This is a genomic window from Acinetobacter wanghuae, assembly GCF_009557235.1.
Classification (GTDB): domain Bacteria; phylum Pseudomonadota; class Gammaproteobacteria; order Pseudomonadales; family Moraxellaceae; genus Acinetobacter; species Acinetobacter wanghuae.
On the sequence record NZ_CP045650.1, the window covers coordinates 2,234,295 to 2,251,926 of the forward strand.

Consider the following 17,632-nt stretch of genomic DNA (forward strand, 5'->3'; position numbering starts at 1 on the left):
TGGTTGTTATTGAAGCAATATTTATGTTGTATTCTCCTAAATTTCCTTTTATTCAAAACAATTCCTTCTTCTTTTTCATATAAACACGCATGTTTTGCACATACAAAATTTAACGCTCTGCACTTTTTTTTAAATTATATTGTTAGAAATAACACTTATCTTATTAAAAAATAACTCACTTTAAGTACATCACCATTTTCATCAAGAAAAAATAAAGTCGCCTATAGAAGACTATTCATGAAGAATCCGCAAAAAACAGTGTCTCTTATAAGACTTTTTAATCAAGCACAACTCAAGGTGGCATTCACGATCACCCTGTTAACCTGTCTCATTTTTTTAGGGTGTGCCTGCTATATCTTAAAAACGCTAATCACCCACAATATTCAACAACAAATTGAATGGGCTTTATCCTCAAGCAACAAACCAACAAATAACCAAGATTATAGCCAAACGTTAAAACCTGTCATTGAACATGACTTTGCGCTTTCTATTATTCAGTACGATCCATCACATCAACTTATCAATATCCAAACCACAACCACCCCACCCCAGTCTTTTGAGAACATGGTGAATTTCGTATTTTTTAAAGATGGGATTCATATCGATCTTTATGATGCGAAACCCGCTGTTTCACTTGAAGTTCAATTACGCAGTAAAAATTATTTATTTTATTACTGGCTTTTACTTAGCAGTTTTATAGTGACGCTCACTTTTATTCCTATTTTTTTATTTTTCTATCTTTATAAAACTCGAAAATTTCTTGAAGCCAACACCAAACCCCTCATTCATGGCATTCACACCTTTACTCAGACCGAAAAATGGCAACGCGCACCTTTCACTTATATTCGTGAGTTTCAAATTTTTAATACAACCTTCAACACTTTGATCGAAAAATTTGAAAGCACCAAACAAAATCTAAATGAACATAACGATCAACTCAATTATCAAGCACATCACGATGTTTTGACCCAAATCCCTAATCGACATTATTTTCAACAATTCATTAATCGGGAACTCAATCAAAATCTGAATCACTACTTGGTTTTGCTATATATCGATAACAATAAGTTTAAAGCCATTAATGATACTTATGGACATCAAATGGGGGATGCAGTCCTCATTGAAACCACACAGCGTTTAAAAAGAAATTTACCAAAAGATGCATTTATTGCGCGCCTAGGCGGAGATGAATTTGCCGTAGTGCTTAAAACAGTGAAAGATACCCAACAACTCAAAAATTTCTGTCAAAAACTGATAGAAAGCTGCTACGAACCTTTAGTGGTTGATGATCAGCCTATTTATTTTACTTTTAGTATTGGCGCAAGCTACGCCTATCATGCGAAAAATTTAGATGAGCTACTACACCAAGCAGATGAAGCCATGTATCAAGCAAAAGCATCGGGTAGGCATTGGGCGATTTTCAATCCGCAATATTTTGAAGATCACTTGTTTTAAATGAGAAGAGAAGAAAGCGGATAATAAGAATTGTTTTATTAAATTTTAGGCATAAAAAAACCGCTTACGCGGTATCTTTTATCTCGACCATCTTTGAGAAGATGGTCGGAGCAGTAGGATTCGAACCTACGACCCCCTGGTCCCAAACCAGGTGCACTACCAGGCTGTGCTATGCTCCGAATTGGGGTGAATGATGGGATTCGAACCCACGACAACCGGAATCACAATCCGGGGCTCTACCAACTGAGCTACATCCACCATTGTACAAACTAGATTCTATTTCATCAAACGACCTAATGGCGCGCCTGACAGGATTCGAACCTGTGACCATCCGCTTAGAAGGCGGATGCTCTATCCAACTGAGCTACAAGCGCTTAACTGATGAAAATCACCACCGGCCTTGAAGAATTGGTCGGAGCAGTAGGATTCGAACCTACGACCCCCTGGTCCCAAACCAGGTGCACTACCAGGCTGTGCTATGCTCCGATTCATCTCAGCTTTTCGTATCGAAGTGTTCGTTCGGTACGGTGTGCATTCTAGGCGTGACGCCCTAAGACGTCAACACCTATATTTAAAAAAAACCTAAAAACTGCATCAAGTGTATATTAATCATGCATTTCAGATATTTTTTATACAAAATTTAACGTTTTAATTGCGCACTGAAGTCCAGCATGCGATCTAAAGGTAATTTTGCACGTTGTGCCAAGGCTGGATCGACGAATATTTCTTGATCACCCTGCTCTAAAACCTGCAAAATCCCATCAAGTTCATTCATTGCCATCCATGGACAGTGAGCACAAGAGCGACATGTCGCTCCTTCTCCAGCTGTTGGCGCTTCAATTAAGGTCTTATTTGGCACGGCCTGCTGCATTTTGTAGAAAATACCACGATCCGTTGCCACAATCAGTTCTTGATTCGGCAATGTTTGTGCAGCCTGAATAAGTTGCGAGGTACTACCGACTGCATCGGCAATCTCAACCACTGACATCGGTGATTCAGGATGTACCAAGACTGCTGCATTTGGATAGATCGCTTTCATATTGGCAATACCGCGCGAACGAAATTCTTCATGCACAATACAAGCACCATCCCAAAGCAGCATATCTGCACCAGTTTTTTGTTGAATATAGCGACCTAAGTGCTGATCGGGTGCCCAAATGATTTTTTCACCCAAGCTATCAAGATATTCAATAATCTCTACCGCACAGCTTGATGTCACTACCCAATCGGCACGTGCTTTCACTGCTGCTGAGGTATTGGCATAGACCACCACAGTGTGATCAGGATGCGCATCGCAGAACTTGGTAAATTCCTCCACAGGACAACCCAAATCGAGTGAACACGTCGCTTCTAAGGTTGGCATCAACACAGTTTTATTGGGTGATAAAATTTTTGAGGTTTCGCCCATAAACTTGACCCCTGCCACCACCAAGGTAGATGCTGGATGATCGCGACCAAAACGTGCCATCTCTAAAGAGTCCGACACACAACCACCTGTCAGTTCTGCCAACTCCTGTACTTCAGGATCACAATAATAATGCGCCACCAAGACTGCATCGCGCTTTTCGAGCTCTGCCTTGATTTGAGCAAACTTCTCTTGTTTGGCTTGCACTGTCATTTGATGGTTTTTCGGATCGCTTAAACGATCTAAATGCGCCTGTACAATCGATTTGGCTTCATTGGCGATTAAATTGGTCGCATCATTCATAACACGTTCTACTCTTCCCTATACGTTCGTATCAACAAACGTTTACCCTACATACTGATCGTTTTTGACCAATCATTAAAAAATTACAGTTATAAAAAAAGCCCCACAACGGAGGCTTTTATTTCAATCTAAATTATGAGCGATAATCTGCATTAATCTTGACGTAGTCATAAGATAAGTCACAGGTATAGACTGTATCTTTTGCTTCACCACGACCAAGATCGACACGAATCATCATCTCGGCTTGTGCCATCACGCGTGCGCCAGCTTCTTCCGTATAGTCTGCTGCTGCACCGCCATCTTTACAGATTTGTACATCATCTAACCAAACTTGAATTTTTGCAACGTCTAAGTTTGGTACACCTGCATAACCAATCGCTGCCAAAATACGACCCCAGTTTGGATCAGAGGCAAAGATTGCGGTTTTTACTAACGGCGAATGCGCAATGCTATAGGCAATATCACAACATTCTTGGGTGTTATTCCCACCTTCTACTGCAACAGTAATGAATTTAGTTGCACCCTCTCCATCACGTACGATCAATTGTGCAAGGCGTTTCATGGTACGAGTCAGTACATCTAAAATCACAGCATAGCGTGGATCTTCAATTGATGTGATTTCAGCACCACCGGCTTGACCTGTTGCAATAAAAATACATGAGTCATTTGTTGATGTATCACCATCAATGGTAATTCGGTTAAACGATACATTCACAGTTTCGCTGAGGAGCTGTTGCACCAACTCACGACTAATTGGCGCATCCGTTGCGACATAACCCAACATAGTCGCCATGTTCGGACGAATCATGCCCGCACCTTTTGAAATACCAGTCATGGTGTATGTCACACCATCGAGTTCAAATTGCTCTGATGCACCTTTTGGTGTGGTATCTGTCGTCATAATGCCGGTTGCAGCATCCACCCAAGCATCATCACGCAAGCTATCTAATGCAGGTTGTAAACCTTTCACCAAACGTTCAATCGGTAACTGCTCACCAATCACACCCGTCGAAAATGGTAAAACTTCTGCTGCTTGTACACCTGCAATTTCAGCTAAAGCGGCGCATGTTGCTTCTGCATTTGCCATACCTGTTGGACCTGTGCCCGCATTGGCATTACCTGTATTAATCACAAGGTAACGTGGATTGCCTACTTTTAAATGCGCTTTAGATAAATGTACGGGTGCTGCACAGAATGCATTTTGGGTAAATACACCTGCAACATTGGAGCCTTCAGCCAGTTCGAAAATCACGAGGTCACGTCGGTTCTGATAGCGCACATACGCTTCAGCCGAACCAATTTTAACCCCTTTCACCACATGCATCTGTGGCATAGATACGTCACCAACTGCCATTTTGAATTGTCCAATATTGAAGTTTATGAAAAATACAGCTTAGATGATCTGAGGCAAAAAATCGAGCTAAAGCCAGAACTCTACCACTATTTATTCTTATTTTTTTGCAATAAAAAACCAGTCATAGAGACTGGTCTTTTAAAGTGAACTCGATCAGTTTTTTGCCAATTCGCTTGCTTGATTCAGCAATGCTTGTTTCGCTTGCTGTTGGCTTGCAGGTGACAAGGCAGGATTCGATGCCACAATTCGGTCTGCATTCACAGCATTGGCTGCGACAACTGCCGCAGTTTGCAGCACAATTGGTCGGTTTGGATTAGCAAAAGTGTATTTAATGCCGGTACGTGGACTTTGTACGGTCACTTGACCGTTTGGATCAACAACAACAGGGGCAGTGGTTGGACCAATCGCTTGTTGAACTTTCTCAACAGTCGTGGTTTCTGCCGCTTGCGCCCATGCCGGAATCGCCAATAGCGCGATCATAAAAGGTTTTAATACTGTTTTCATTATGTATTCCGTTTCTCGGTAATCTATCTGCCATTAAATACCACTTAAAGCACTTTACTGCAAATAGTTATGCTGAATTCGCTTTGCTGTTCACATAAAAAAACAGAGCCAATTGGCTCTGTTTTTACAACATCAGTTAAATTTTACCGTGACATTGCTTGTATTTTAGACCTGAACCACATGGACATGGCGCATTACGGCTTGCAGGCACTTCAAATACAGGTGCAACAGATGCCGCATTTGCATTTTGCTCTGCATCTATCGCATTTGACTCATCTTCCGCCAAACCATCAAACTCAGAATGTGACAACTGTAAACGCATCGCTTCGGCTTGCGCTTGTTGTTGTGCTTCCATTTCGAGAAGCTCTTCAGGTGTTGGTACATGAATACGAGATAAATCCATCACCACATCAGATTTAATCACTGCAAGCATATTTACAAACAAGTTATACGCTTCTTTTTTGTATTCTTGCTCAGGATTTTTTTGTGCATAGCCACGTAAATGAATACCTTGACGCAAGTAATCCATCGCTGCCAAATGTTCTTTCCAATGGCGATCGAGTGAATTCAACATAAAGTGACGTTCAAGACTTGCTGCCGACTCAGGACCCATTTGTTCACGACGTGATTGATAACGCGCAAGGATTTCATCGCTAATACGACGAACCAAGGCTTCTTCATCTAAACGACGATCTTCTTCTAACCATTGGGCAATCGGAAGCTCAACATTTAAGTCTTCGCGCAATGCTTGCTCAAGACCAGCAATATCCCATTGGTCATGGATAGACTCAGGTGGAATATAAGTTGCGATCATGCCTTGCATGACTTCGCGAATCATTTCTTCAATATAATCTTGCAAGGTACTTTCAGCTAAGATTTCATCACGCTGTGAATAGATAATCTTACGCTGTTCGTTATTTACGTCATCGTATTTTAATAAGTTCTTACGAATATCGAAGTTACGCGCTTCTACTTTGCGCTGCGCATTTTCAATCGAACGCGACACCATTTTATGCTCAATGGCTTCATCTTCTTTCAAGCCCATCGCACGCATCATAGAGACAATACGATCACCCGCGAAGATCCGCATCAAGTCATCTTCAAGTGACAAATAGAAACGCGACACACCTGGGTCACCTTGACGACCCGCACGACCACGTAATTGGTTATCAATACGACGTGATTCATGACGTTCAGAACCAATAATGTGTAAACCACCTGAAGCCAATACTGCTTCGTGGTTGGCATCCCATTCTGATTTCAAACGTACTTCATCTTCAGGCGTTGGATTTTCAATTTTGGCAAGTAACGATTTCCAGTTACCCCCCAAAAGAATATCTGTACCACGACCTGCCATGTTGGTGGCAATGGTCACAGCACGTGGTGCGCCCGCTTGCGCGATAATATCGGCTTCACGTTCGTGTTGTTTTGCATTTAACACTTCATGCTGAATACCAGCAGCTTTGAGCTTATCTGATAGAATTTCAGATGCTTCAATGGTGGCTGTACCAATCAAAATTGGCGCAACACCCGCGGCATGGACACGTTCAATTTCTTGAATAATCGCGTTGTACTTGCCTTCACGATTTAAATAGATCAAATCGTCATGGTCATTACGCACCATCGGACGATGGGTTGGAATCAATACAACGTCTAAACCGTAAATTTCCTTCATTTCCGCAGCTTCAGTATCGGCTGTACCGGTCATACCTGAGAGCTTTTTATAAAGACGGAAATAGTTCTGGAATGTTGTGGTTGCAAGCGTTTGGTTTTCAGGTTGAATATCCAAACCTTCTTTCGCTTCAACGGCTTGATGCAAACCTTCAGACCAACGACGACCCGGCATGGTACGACCGGTATTTTCATCGACAATAATCACTTCACCTTCGTGAATGATGTAATGCACGTTGCGTTGATATAAATAATGTGCGCGAATGGCTGCAGTTACATGATGCACAAGATTCAGGTTTGATGCTGAATAGAGACTTTCGCCTTCCGCTAACAAACCCATTGCAATCAGTTCGTTTTCAACAAACTCAAAACCTGCTTCGGAGATTTCAACTGAACGTTGTTTTTCATCAATCCAGAAATGACCACCATCTGGCACTTTTTCTTCTTTTTGCGCGTGCAATTTTGGTGGAATGGTATTAATGGCCGCATACAACTGCGATGAATCTTCACTTTGACCAGAAATAATCAATGGCGTACGTGCTTCATCAATCAGGATCGAATCGACCTCATCGATAATGGTGTATACAAGACCACGTTGTTTTTTCTCAGCAAGTGAGAACACCATGTTGTCACGTAGATAATCGAAACCAAATTCGTTGTTGGTACCGTAAGTAATATCTGCACGATACGCTTGTGATTTTTCAGTTGGATCTTGCATCGAGTAAATCACCCCGATGCTTAAGCCTAGAAATTCGAATAATGGACGGTTTAACTCAGCATCACGTTGTGCCAAGTAATCATTCACCGTAATCACGTGAACGCCTTCACCACTGAGAGCATTCAGATAACACGCCAAAGTACCCATGAGGGTTTTACCTTCACCGGTACGCATTTCTGCAATTTTACCTTCATGTAAGGTAATACCACCGATCAACTGAACATCATAATGACGCATGCCCATGACACGTTTTGCTGCTTCACGGCAGACCGCAAACGCTTCGGGTAATAACTTATCTAAGCTTTCGCCTTTATTATATCGTTGTTTGAATTCTTCAGTTTTTGCAGATAGGTCTGCATCGCTAAGGACTGATATCGTCGGCTCGAGCGCATTAATCTTATCAACGATTTTACGCATGCGTTTGAGTTCGCGCTCATTTTTAGTACCGAAGATTCCTCCGATCAGACTTGCCAACATGTATAGACTCTCTAAAACTTGCTTGTCAAAATGAATATAAATTCTTAGTGGTTATTATGGTGCTAGAAATTTGAAGTACAAGGGTTTTGCGCGAAAACACCGTAAAAAATCTAATCGCGACTTCTAGCGCGCAAAATCTAAGGCAGGCTAATGTATCAAATTTTATACAGACAACATAGTCGCCGAAGCTTGGGATTTTTATAATTTTGCAGCAAATTTTTCCTATTTTAGCTTTTTTATTCATAAAGAAAGATAAAAACACTATTTTTTTCATCATAAAAAAAATCGGTCATATTCAATCTCGAAATACAGCAAAAATTGATAAATAATCATAAAAGATGAGGCAATACAATGAGTTTACGTTTAGGCGATATCGCACCCGACTTTGTTCAGCAATCGAGTGAAGGTGAAATTCGATTCCATGAGTTCTTAGGTGACAGTTGGGGTATTCTATTTTCCCATCCAGCGGATTACACACCCGTCTGCACAACTGAACTTGGTTTTACTGCAAAGCTGAAAGATAAATTTGAAAAACGTGAAGTAAAAGCAATTGCTTTATCTGTAGATGATGTTGAATCCCATCAGGGTTGGATCAAAGATATTAATGAGACCCAAGACACGACAGTTAATTTTCCGATTATTGCGGATCAAGATCGTAAAGTATCCACACTGTATGATTTCATTCATCCGAATGCAAGCGAGACCTTAACGGTTCGTTCTTTGGTAATTATCGACCCGAATAAAAAAATCCGCCTGATTATTACGTATCCCGCATCAACAGGCCGTAACTTCCATGAAATTTTACGTGTGATTGATTTATTGCAATTGACGGACAATCACAAAGTCGCTACGCCTGCCAACTGGCAACATGGCGATGATGTAGTGATTGTGCCGTCGCTGAAAGATGAGGACGAAATCAAACAACGCTTCCCTAAAGGCTATAAGGCAGTCGCTCCTTATTTACGTCTCACGCCACAGCCTGAGCAAGGATAAGCAGAGCACCGCTCTGCCCTTGCGCAAGATTCACAGCTATGCTGTGAATGTGAGGATAAAATCAAATGTTGCTACATGGGAGCGCAAGAGCCATAGCTATGCTATGGCTAGCAAGGATAGGTAAAACATTACCTTAATTTGCCGCAAGGCAAACGAAGTGCGCAGTTCATATAAAAAAGCACTGCTTTAAGTATTCGCAAGACAGGCAAAGCCTTGCTCCATCCCCCTTCATCTGCGTCAAAGTTGATCTGACGAGCCAAGTTTAAGTGCAGATGGAGAATCTAAATCTGAAACACTTTATTACTTTATGAAGTCAGATGATTGGTTAGACTAAAAACCTCCATAACAATAAAAATATTTTATGAAAGTATTTCCTCTTCTCCTCTGTGTATTATCGCTTTCATTGCAAGGCTGCGTTCGCACGCCTGATTTACCTGAGCATGAACGACCTGAACATTGGGGACAGCTGATTCATGAAACCCATAATTTTTATAAAATAAGTGACTCAGTGTTTAGAAGTGAACAACCCAACCATGAACTCAAACCCTTATTACAACAGCACGAAATTGCTGTAGTGATCAATCTACGTTCTCGTGATAAAGACAGTAAAATTTTGGCAGCCGAAAATCTAAAACTTCGGCATATTCCTATTCATACATGGGCATTAGATCGAGATGATTTACTTAAGGTGATGCGGGAGATTCAGAGCGCTCAACAGCACAATCAACGTGTGCTATTACATTGTTATCATGGTTCAGACCGAACAGGTGCAAGCGTGGCAATGTATCGCATTATTTTTGAACATTGGTCGATTGATCAGGCATTACAAGAAATGAAACATGGTGGTTACGGTTTTCACCGTATTTGGGGCAATATCGAAAATCTCTTTACCCCTGAAAATGTAAAATGGATTCGAGATCAACTCTCGAATCCATCTTTGGTGTCACACGATATGCATTAAGCTTTAATTACGTTTATCTAAAGGCACCCATTCGTTCACCCACGCAGATTTCATATTAAGGCTTGCATCACTAGCAATCTTTTTGCGTGTTGCATCAGCTGCTTCACGATTTTTAGAAGGACCCACCATAATCCGTACCCCTTTTGAAGTTGGACTCTTGGTGACTTTGTAGCCTTTAGCACGAAGTTTCGCTGCAATGGCATCAGCATTGGCTTCATTAGCAGCCAGTGCCACTTGCACCATCCACTGTTTTGCATCATCGCCTTCAAGCAACTTACGCGCTTTTTCAGCTTCGGCTTTTTTCTTCGCTTCTTCTGCTTTGTGCTTTTCGTCAGCTTTACGCTTTTCTTCTGCCTTATGTTCAGCCGCTTTTTTATCCGCAGCTTTCTGTGCTTCTGCCGCTTTTAACTTTTCTGCTGCTTTACGTTTCTCTTCAGCCGCCTTTTGCTCTTCCGCTTTTTTCTTGGCTAAAGCCGCTTTTTGCTCAGCCTCTTTTTTAGCTGTATCTGTAGATGCATGTGCTTTTTGTTGTTCAGCTTTTTGCTGCTCTAATTTCTTTTGAGCCGCGGCTTTATCTTCAGCTAAACGCTTTTGTTTGGTTTTTTCATCTTCAACTAATTCAGGCGGAATATTATCTGAACTTTGCTGTCCTAAACGATGTGCATTTAAAGCAGCATATTCTTCTGCAGCTTTACGTGCAGCATCAGCTTCTGCTTGTTGCTGCATCGCCAAAAATTCCGCCGCACGTGCTTCTTGTTCTGCAACCGATTTTTCACGGTCACGACGTTGCTGTTCCAATAAACGTTTTTCAGTCGCCACATCTACGGTTAATGAATTTAACTTCGAATTGGGATGATCTTCAGCACTGTCCACTTGCTCAGAAGAATCCGGAAATTGTTGATGCTGAACATCAATTTCATCCTTCCCTTTAAGAAGCAATGCTGCCAACAACACACCACCACCGAGTAAAACTACGCCACCCATCCAGCGTTGTTTGTTATTCATTGACATTCTTCCAAATACTCCCATACCGCTTCTAAAGTATGAAATGATCCACATACCAAAATCAGCTGATTATTATTCGTTTCATCGAGCGCTGATTTAAAAGCTAATTTGATGTTATCGAAGTGCTGTACCGTTTGGCCTGCCAAAGCTTGATCCAAAACCGTGATGTCTGCCGCACGAGCCACTTCTAACTGTGCAATTCTCCACATTCCAATGTGATCTTTCAACAGCTCAACGACAGATTTTATATCTTTATCTGCCAACATTGAAAAAACGCATTGCACTTCAGTATATTGTTTATTGTGATTTAAATAATAACGCAATTGTTTTAATAAAAATTCGACCCCGTGTGGATTATGTCCCGCATCAAAAATCACAGTTTTATTGTGAATTTGACGGACTTCAAATCGACCGGGTAATTTTGCAGATCGAATCCCTTGCGCAATCGCCTCTTGTTCAACGCTTAGCCCACTTAACAAAATAGCAGCCACTGCGGTTGAAATATTATCGAGCGCCAAACTGCCTGTTGGGAAGGTTAAGGTTGTCCCTGATGATGCAAAGTTCCAAGATTGTCCATCTGCATTTGCTACATAAAAATAATCACGATTGATTGCATACAACGGCGCATTATTTTCAGCTGCTTTATTTAAAATAGCTTGCGGAATATCTTGTTGCCCACCAAACACGACTGGAATATTCGGTCGTATGATGCCTGCTTTTTCAAAAGCAATTTTCTCGATGGTATCGCCAAGCCAATCAGTATGATCGAGTCCGATATTGGTGATGACTGCGACATTAGGATCAACCACATTAACCACATCTAAGCGACCACCGAGACCAACTTCGAGCACCCAAACATCACATTGTTCATTTTTAAAAATAACAAAGGCTGCAAGTGTGGTGGCTTCAAAGAAAGATAAGCTGAGATCGCATTCGCGACGTGCTTGATCAACTTGCACAAAAGCATCAATCAAGAACTGATCTTCAACTTCAATGCCGCGCAATTTCACACGTTCATTAAAGCGATAGACATGCGGAGATTGATAAAGCCCGACTTTAAAACCTTGCGCATTTAAAATGGCAGCCAAAGTCGTTGTGGTTGAGCCTTTACCATTGGTACCGGCAACCGTCAGTACTTTAGCATTTGGACGGACAACACCGAGCTTTTCAGCTACAGGAATTACCCGTTCCAAACCTAAATCAATACCCGTAACGTGAACATGGCTCCAATAATCGAGCCATGTATCAAGTGAATCAGTTGCTAGTGGTGCTGTGTTCAAGGCAAATTCATCAATTTCGCGACAATACGATAAACTGTATCACGTAATGCGTGACGATGAACAATTTGGTCGATCACACCATGATCAAGCAAATATTCAGCACGTTGGAATGGTTCTTCCAATTTTTCGCGTACAGTTTGTTCAATCACACGTTTACCCGCAAAACCGATCATCGCTTTTGGCTCAGCCAAATGTACGTCACCGAGCATCGCTAAAGATGCAGTTACACCACCATATACAGGATGGGTCAGGACCACGACATAAGGTAAACCTGCTTCTTTTAAACGTTGAATTGCCGCAGAAGTACGTGCCATTTGCATTAAAGACAACATGCCTTCTTGCATACGTGCACCACCAGAGGCAGCAAAACAAATCAGCGGTTGTTGCAATTCAATCGCACGTTCAGCAGCTTGGACAAAACGGTCACCGACCACTGTACCCATTGAACCGCCCATAAAGTCGAATTCAAATGCTGTCGCAATCATTGGTACGCCTTTGAGCAAACCTTGCATCACGACCAAAGCTTCTGTTTCGCCGGTTTTCTTTTGCGCTTCCGCCATACGATCTGGATAGGCTTTGCTATCAACAAATTTCAACGGATCTTTAGCAACGAATTCTTGACCCATTTCTGTTTGCACTTGGTCAAAGAACCAATTTAAACGGTCACGGGCTTTCATACGCAAATGTTCATCACATTGTGGACAAACATAGGCGTTAAACGACATTGCAGTACGCGTCACCAAAGCATGACATTCTGGGCACTCAATGGTCGGCTCGGTAAATGTCGCTTTAAGTGTCGTTTGCTCATCTGGCATATGAATCCCGGGAACATGACGTTCAGTCCATGGGGTCGATGGGCTCAGAATTTTGCCTGATTTGACTGGTTGACTCATACTAACTCATCGAGCGCGGCTCGAAGCTCCTTGACTTTATTCACTGTTTCGACAACAGCTTGTTCTGGTGTGAGCGTTGCAAATTGCTTCACAAATGCACTTCCCACAATAACGGCATCGGCAGCAACACCCATCGCTTTCGCAGATGCAGCATCACTAATACCAAAACCTACGCCCACAGGAACATTGGTCACAGCTTTAATCTTTTCAATGCGGGCAGCCGCTTCAGATACATCTAAAGTTGCTGCGCCTGTGACACCTTTCAATGACACATAATAAATAAAGCCACTGGCTTGTTTTACCACATGTTGAATACGTGCATCGGTTGAAGTGGGTGCAAGTAAGAAAATTTGATCCATATCGTATTGTTGTAATACAACTTTCAAATCATCTGCTTCTTCAGGCGGTAGATCCACCAAAAGCACACCATCCACACCGCATTCGTTGGCATATGCCACAAATTTTTCATAGCCAATCACTTCAACAGGATTTAAATATCCCATCAATACCACTGGTGTTTCGCTGTCTTTTAAACGAAATTCTTTCACCATATTTAAGGCATCAAAAGTGTTGGTTCCGCCTGCTAAAGCGCGTTCTGCCGCTAAAGCAATGACTGGACCATCTGCCATTGGGTCTGAAAAAGGAAGACCTAACTCAATCACGTCTACACCCGCATCCACCATTTGATGAAGTAACGGTACAGTTACCTCAGGATGTGGATCACCCGCCATCACATAAGAAACTAAAGCTTTACGCTGTTGAGATTTAAGTTGACCAAATCGAGTAGCTAAACGTGACATAGGGTTGTGCGTTCCTTAACGTGTTTCAAACTTGAGGCATTGACTATGTAAAAAATACAAGACTCCGCATTGTAACGCTATTTTTTGTGCATTGAACAGTACACAACATAGCGTAAAGTGATTTGATTTCCTGTGCGTAGATTTCAGAACAACCCGAAAGACTATATTTACGAATATTTTGATTTTTTTAACAATGATCAAAGATGCCTATTTTCGGTAATTCATAAAATAGTGAATATTTAGAAAAACTTATTTTTATCGTTAAAAAAATGTTAAAAATGGCTGTCTTAGCTTATTTACTTATTATTTTATGAAATAGCAAAACCTGCTTTATACTACGCCTATTCTCCTATTTTTTTATCTCCTATGCAGACTGAATCTGAAGGCACAGTGCATGCGCGCGCCATTGCACTGCTCCCCCTCATTGTTTTTTTAACCATTTTTTTAGGTAGCGGAATCTATCACACTTTGATTGGAACAGAAATGGCGTTCTATCAAATCAAAGCCCCTGTTGCCGCATTGCCTGCGATTATCTTGGCTGCATTAGTGTATCGCGGCAAACTCAATGACGGTATTGAAGCATTCCTTAAAGGTGCTAGTCATCCAAATTTAATTTTGATGTTTATGGTGTTCATGCTTGCCGGTGCCTTTGCCAGTGTAAGTTCCGCCATTGGCAGTGTCGATGCCACCGTACAACTCGGCTTATCGATTATTCCACCCGCATTTGTGCTTCCGATGTTATTTGTCATTTCAGCCTTTATTGCGACAGCAATGGGCACCTCGATGGGCACCATTGCGGCATGTGCGCCCATTGCTTTTGGCTTTTCTGAAGTCACTGAGATTAGTGTTGTCGCTGCTATTGGTGCTGTCGTGGGAGGATCAATGTTCGGTGATAATTTATCGATGATTTCCGATACCACTATTGCAGCCACCACCAGTCAAAAAGTGCAATTACGTGACAAATTCAGAGTCAATGTATGGATTGCAGTGCCAGCATCTGTGATTACAATTTTAATTTATATTCTGGGTAGCGGTGCATCGAATGCTGTGGAATATAAAGATTTTAATGGTTTATTGGTATTGCCGTATTTGGCAGTGTTTGTCTTGGCATTTAGCCGCTTGCATGTCCTTGCAGTTCTCAGCATTGGTGTGATTTTATCTGGAATTTTTGGTTTAGTTGCCACATCTGAATTTGACTTACTCAAACTTAATAATGCGATTTATGATGGCTTTGTGGGTATGTTTGAAGTGGCGTTACTATCCATGTTCTTAGGCGGCTTGTCAGCCATCATGCAACATGAAGGTGGCTTACGTTGGCTCATTGAACGTATTTATGCCATGACACGCTTATTTAAAGTGGGGCGTCAACGCGCAGGTGAAATTGGCATTAGTATATTGGTGGTCTTTTCAAATCTATTCGTTGCCAATAATACAGTTGCAATTATTTTGTCTGGGGATATGGCACGAGAGGTCGCAAAGGAATACGGCGTCGATCCAAAACGTGCTGCGGCACTGATGGACATTTTCTCTTGTGTCGTCCAAGGCTTAATCCCCTATGGCGCACAGTTATTACTTGCATGTTCAATCGCGCAGCTTTCTCCAGTTGAACTGATTGGAGGTGTCTATTATTGTTGGATTTTAGCAATTTTTGCTGTACTTGCGATTGCCTTTAGGTTTCCAAAAATCAAAAATGTACATGCATAAATAAAATGAAAAAAGCGACCAAATCGGTCGCTTTTTTATGGCTGATTCAGTTGTCTTTTCCGACTTAAAAGGGTCTGTCCTGTCGCAGCTTTATAAGCTCGTGCTAAGGCAGATTGATCCGAATAATCAAGTTGCTGTGCAATAGTGCTCAATGACATATTTTGCGCTAACAATGCATCACAACGTTTGATACGCTCATGTTCTAACAATTTTTTAAAAGAAGTGCCTTCATCATTCAACTGCCGCTGTAATGTGCGCATAGACAGATTTAACACATCCGCCAATTGTTTAATTTTCATGACTTTTTGTTTGTTTCTAAGATGTTCCGCAATGTGTTTCTGCGCACGCTGTAGAGTCGACTCAATCTGAGCCTTATCGGAAATCGCTTGCTCTGCTTGTTGTAAGAGCAATTGCAATAACATCGGGTCTGGTTGTTCAGACTTAAGATTTAGACCGTGTACATCAATAATAAAACCATAATGATCTTGAGCAAACGATATGGGTGCGGCAAAGAAATGCTGCACATATTTCGCTGCCATTTTAGGTTTATGGGCAAAGTTGACCTGCTTGAGTAGCAATTGATGGTGTTCTAGAATTGAACGTGCTAACTGCAACATTGCCGCCATGGTTAGTTCATTGAGTAGATTATATTTTTCATCCAAAAACGCCCAACACAGCTCAATTTCATTGGCACTTTGTTTTAGTTGTACTGGTACCAATTCATTGCCATCAATCACTAAGCGCTGAAAACGCATGATATAGCCAATCATTTCTGCAAGGTCTTGGCTTTTTGATGCCATATAGCCTAGCAACCCGAAATGTTCTGGACGAATCGCGTCAACAATATTAAAAATTAATTGCGGTCGGTTTAAGTGCTTTTGAGTCGTGAAGATGATGCGATTGAGCAATGCAAGTGGCACTTGAGTATCAAAGGATTGCTCAAGTCGCGACCCAAGCTCATGTTGAAACTCCTGCAAAAACTCAGCCGTTAATGGTTCTATACCTTGGCTGCGCAAATAACTTGCCCACAATTGAATATAACCATTTGAGATATAAACATCTTGCATGCAGCGCCCCTTTTAAGCATCTTGAATCGGTAAATTATTGTTATTATTTGGCATAAAATGTATAAAAAATGGCTGTAACTGTCAAAACAATTCAGTGACTGTAGGAGATACTGTTATCATTGCCATCACACAGAATAATCAAAATGAATGCAGTCCTAAAAACCCCTATTCACCCTGTGGTTCGCAGCAATCTTGATTTTAAACTGAATGACATTCCGCGCTATTGGTTTGGGGGTGATCCATTTATCACGCGGATGTTTGATGCCTTAAGCCTGACATTTCCTGACGGCGAACGCTATTTTATTCAAAGTGTACGTTTGTTTCGCGACCAGATTACCGATCCTGATTTACAAAAACGCGTGGCTGACTTTATTCGTCAAGAAGCGCAACATGGCATTGCCCATGAAAAAATGAATCAGGTGATGCGTGAACAAGGCATGCCTGTTAATCAATTTATTGCACGCTTAAATCAAATTTTTAAATTTGAACTCGAAAAACGTTCACCTCAATACAATATTGCCATGACAGCTGCGGCTGAACATTTAACAGCGCTGATGGCAGAAACATTTTATGGTCATAAATCGACATTAAGGCATGGGCATCCTTATGTGAGAGCATTATTTGCATGGCATGCGATTGAGGAAATGGAACACCGCGATGTGGCATTTGATGTGATGAAAGACGTTGCGAAAACTCCTGAATGGTTAAGAAGGTCGACGCTCCTCACCACTACCGTCTTGATGTTTGCTTTCACACTGTATCGCGCCAATGTCATGCTGAAATATGATGGCTTTAGTCCGTTACAGCGCTTACACATGAATATTAAAGGGTTGCCTTGGTTCTTTGGTAAAAATGGCACCTTAACGCGCATGAGTAAGCAATATCGAGATTGGTTTAAAACCGATTTTCACCCAAGTCAACATCCTGTTATTGCACAATATGATGTTTGGGTTAAAACACTTGAAGAAACCAATGATCCAATTCAGGCTGGAGAAGCTTTTTGGCAAGCAGCGAAAGATTGAATCGAAAAAAGCCTTCTCAT

At 41.6% G+C, this 17,632-nt stretch carries 14 protein-coding genes and 4 tRNA genes; 5 read left to right on the forward strand and 13 right to left on the reverse strand.

What is annotated here, in order from left to right:
* Positions 1-237: 237 nt before the first annotated feature.
* A complete protein-coding gene (locus GFH30_RS10575) occupies positions 238-1,455 on the forward strand; it encodes a GGDEF domain-containing protein (RefSeq protein ID WP_153372447.1) in 1,218 nt (405 codons plus the stop codon).
* A 102-nt stretch (positions 1,456-1,557) separates the two neighbouring features.
* Here the strand turns inward: GFH30_RS10575 and GFH30_RS10580 are convergent.
* From GFH30_RS10580 to secA, 8 genes are all read right to left on the reverse strand, one after another.
* Positions 1,558-1,634, reverse strand: a tRNA-Pro gene (locus tag GFH30_RS10580).
* A gap of 3 nt (positions 1,635-1,637) precedes the next feature.
* A tRNA-His gene (locus GFH30_RS10585) sits at positions 1,638-1,713 on the reverse strand.
* A 39-nt stretch (positions 1,714-1,752) separates the two neighbouring features.
* Positions 1,753-1,829 (reverse strand) — tRNA-Arg (locus tag GFH30_RS10590).
* Positions 1,830-1,864: 35 nt separating this feature from the next.
* Positions 1,865-1,941, reverse strand: a tRNA-Pro gene (locus GFH30_RS10595).
* 154 nt (positions 1,942-2,095) lie between these two features.
* Complete coding sequence (nadA, locus tag GFH30_RS10600; protein WP_153372449.1) at positions 2,096-3,163, reverse strand: quinolinate synthase NadA; 1,068 nt, start codon at positions 3,161-3,163, stop codon at positions 2,096-2,098.
* A 133-nt stretch (positions 3,164-3,296) separates the two neighbouring features.
* Complete coding sequence (argJ, locus tag GFH30_RS10605) at positions 3,297-4,517, reverse strand: bifunctional glutamate N-acetyltransferase/amino-acid acetyltransferase ArgJ (RefSeq protein ID WP_153372451.1); 1,221 nt, start codon at positions 4,515-4,517, stop codon at positions 3,297-3,299.
* Between the two features lie 153 nt (positions 4,518-4,670).
* Positions 4,671-5,021, reverse strand: a complete 351-nt coding sequence (locus GFH30_RS10610) for a hypothetical protein (protein ID WP_153372454.1) — start codon at positions 5,019-5,021, stop codon at positions 4,671-4,673.
* 136 nt (positions 5,022-5,157) lie between these two features.
* Positions 5,158-7,887, reverse strand: coding sequence for a preprotein translocase subunit SecA (gene secA / locus GFH30_RS10615; protein ID WP_153372455.1), 2,730 nt, complete (start codon positions 7,885-7,887; stop codon positions 5,158-5,160).
* A gap of 351 nt (positions 7,888-8,238) precedes the next feature.
* Here secA and GFH30_RS10620 point away from each other — a divergent pair, with 351 nt between their 5' ends.
* The gene (locus GFH30_RS10620; RefSeq protein ID WP_153372457.1) at positions 8,239-8,880 is read left to right on the forward strand and encodes a peroxiredoxin; all 642 of its coding nucleotides are present in this window, start codon (positions 8,239-8,241) and stop codon (positions 8,878-8,880) included.
* A gap of 361 nt (positions 8,881-9,241) precedes the next feature.
* Entirely contained in the window at positions 9,242-9,841 is a 600-nt protein-coding gene (locus GFH30_RS10625) for a dual specificity protein phosphatase family protein (protein WP_153372459.1), read from the forward strand.
* A gap of 3 nt (positions 9,842-9,844) precedes the next feature.
* Here GFH30_RS10625 and GFH30_RS10630 read toward each other — a convergent pair whose 3' ends face one another.
* Genes GFH30_RS10630 through trpA form a run of 4 tightly spaced genes read right to left on the reverse strand, consistent with a single transcriptional unit; the run spans position 9,845 to position 13,819 of the window.
* Positions 9,845-10,852 (reverse strand): SPOR domain-containing protein, encoded by a 1,008-nt coding sequence (locus GFH30_RS10630; RefSeq protein WP_406565731.1) that lies wholly within the window; start codon positions 10,850-10,852, stop codon positions 9,845-9,847.
* Positions 10,843-12,126, reverse strand: a complete 1,284-nt coding sequence (folC, locus tag GFH30_RS10635; protein WP_153372463.1) for a bifunctional tetrahydrofolate synthase/dihydrofolate synthase — start codon at positions 12,124-12,126, stop codon at positions 10,843-10,845. Before folC ends, GFH30_RS10630 begins: the two co-directional genes overlap by 10 nt.
* Positions 12,123-13,019 (reverse strand): acetyl-CoA carboxylase, carboxyltransferase subunit beta, encoded by an 897-nt coding sequence (accD, locus tag GFH30_RS10640; protein ID WP_153372465.1) that lies wholly within the window; start codon positions 13,017-13,019, stop codon positions 12,123-12,125. Before accD ends, folC begins: the two co-directional genes overlap by 4 nt.
* A complete protein-coding gene (trpA, locus tag GFH30_RS10645; protein WP_153372467.1) occupies positions 13,016-13,819 on the reverse strand; it encodes a tryptophan synthase subunit alpha in 804 nt (267 codons plus the stop codon). Before trpA ends, accD begins: the two co-directional genes overlap by 4 nt.
* Before the next feature lie 366 nt (positions 13,820-14,185).
* Here trpA and GFH30_RS10650 point away from each other — a divergent pair, with 366 nt between their 5' ends.
* The gene (locus GFH30_RS10650) at positions 14,186-15,523 is read left to right on the forward strand and encodes a Na+/H+ antiporter NhaC family protein (protein WP_153372469.1); all 1,338 of its coding nucleotides are present in this window, start codon (positions 14,186-14,188) and stop codon (positions 15,521-15,523) included.
* A 35-nt stretch (positions 15,524-15,558) separates the two neighbouring features.
* Here the strand turns inward: GFH30_RS10650 and GFH30_RS10655 are convergent, their stop codons facing one another.
* Positions 15,559-16,590, reverse strand: a complete 1,032-nt coding sequence (locus tag GFH30_RS10655; RefSeq protein WP_153372471.1) for an AraC family transcriptional regulator — start codon at positions 16,588-16,590, stop codon at positions 15,559-15,561.
* 143 nt (positions 16,591-16,733) lie between these two features.
* Between GFH30_RS10655 and GFH30_RS10660 the strand changes: the two genes are divergently transcribed.
* Positions 16,734-17,612, forward strand: a complete 879-nt coding sequence (locus tag GFH30_RS10660) for a metal-dependent hydrolase (RefSeq protein WP_153372473.1) — start codon at positions 16,734-16,736, stop codon at positions 17,610-17,612.
* The last annotated feature ends 20 nt before the right edge of the window (positions 17,613-17,632 follow it).

Coding starts and splice junctions, on each gene's coding strand:
- nadA (WP_153372449.1), bottom strand. CDS start 3,163: ATGAATGATGCGACCAATTTAATCGCCAATGAAGCCAAATCGATTGTA.
- GFH30_RS10660 (WP_153372473.1), top strand. CDS start 16,734: ATGAATGCAGTCCTAAAAACCCCTATTCACCCTGTGGTTCGCAGCAAT.
- trpA (WP_153372467.1), bottom strand. CDS start 13,819: ATGTCACGTTTAGCTACTCGATTTGGTCAACTTAAATCTCAACAGCGT.
- GFH30_RS10655 (WP_153372471.1), bottom strand. CDS start 16,590: ATGCAAGATGTTTATATCTCAAATGGTTATATTCAATTGTGGGCAAGT.
- GFH30_RS10630 (WP_406565731.1), bottom strand. CDS start 10,852: ATGTCAATGAATAACAAACAACGCTGGATGGGTGGCGTAGTTTTACTC.
- secA (WP_153372455.1), bottom strand. CDS start 7,887: ATGTTGGCAAGTCTGATCGGAGGAATCTTCGGTACTAAAAATGAGCGC.
- GFH30_RS10620 (WP_153372457.1), top strand. CDS start 8,239: ATGAGTTTACGTTTAGGCGATATCGCACCCGACTTTGTTCAGCAATCG.
- GFH30_RS10625 (WP_153372459.1), top strand. CDS start 9,242: ATGAAAGTATTTCCTCTTCTCCTCTGTGTATTATCGCTTTCATTGCAA.
- GFH30_RS10650 (WP_153372469.1), top strand. CDS start 14,186: ATGCAGACTGAATCTGAAGGCACAGTGCATGCGCGCGCCATTGCACTG.
- GFH30_RS10610 (WP_153372454.1), bottom strand. CDS start 5,021: ATGAAAACAGTATTAAAACCTTTTATGATCGCGCTATTGGCGATTCCG.
- accD (WP_153372465.1), bottom strand. CDS start 13,019: ATGAGTCAACCAGTCAAATCAGGCAAAATTCTGAGCCCATCGACCCCA.
- GFH30_RS10575 (WP_153372447.1), top strand. CDS start 238: ATGAAGAATCCGCAAAAAACAGTGTCTCTTATAAGACTTTTTAATCAA.
- argJ (WP_153372451.1), bottom strand. CDS start 4,517: ATGGCAGTTGGTGACGTATCTATGCCACAGATGCATGTGGTGAAAGGG.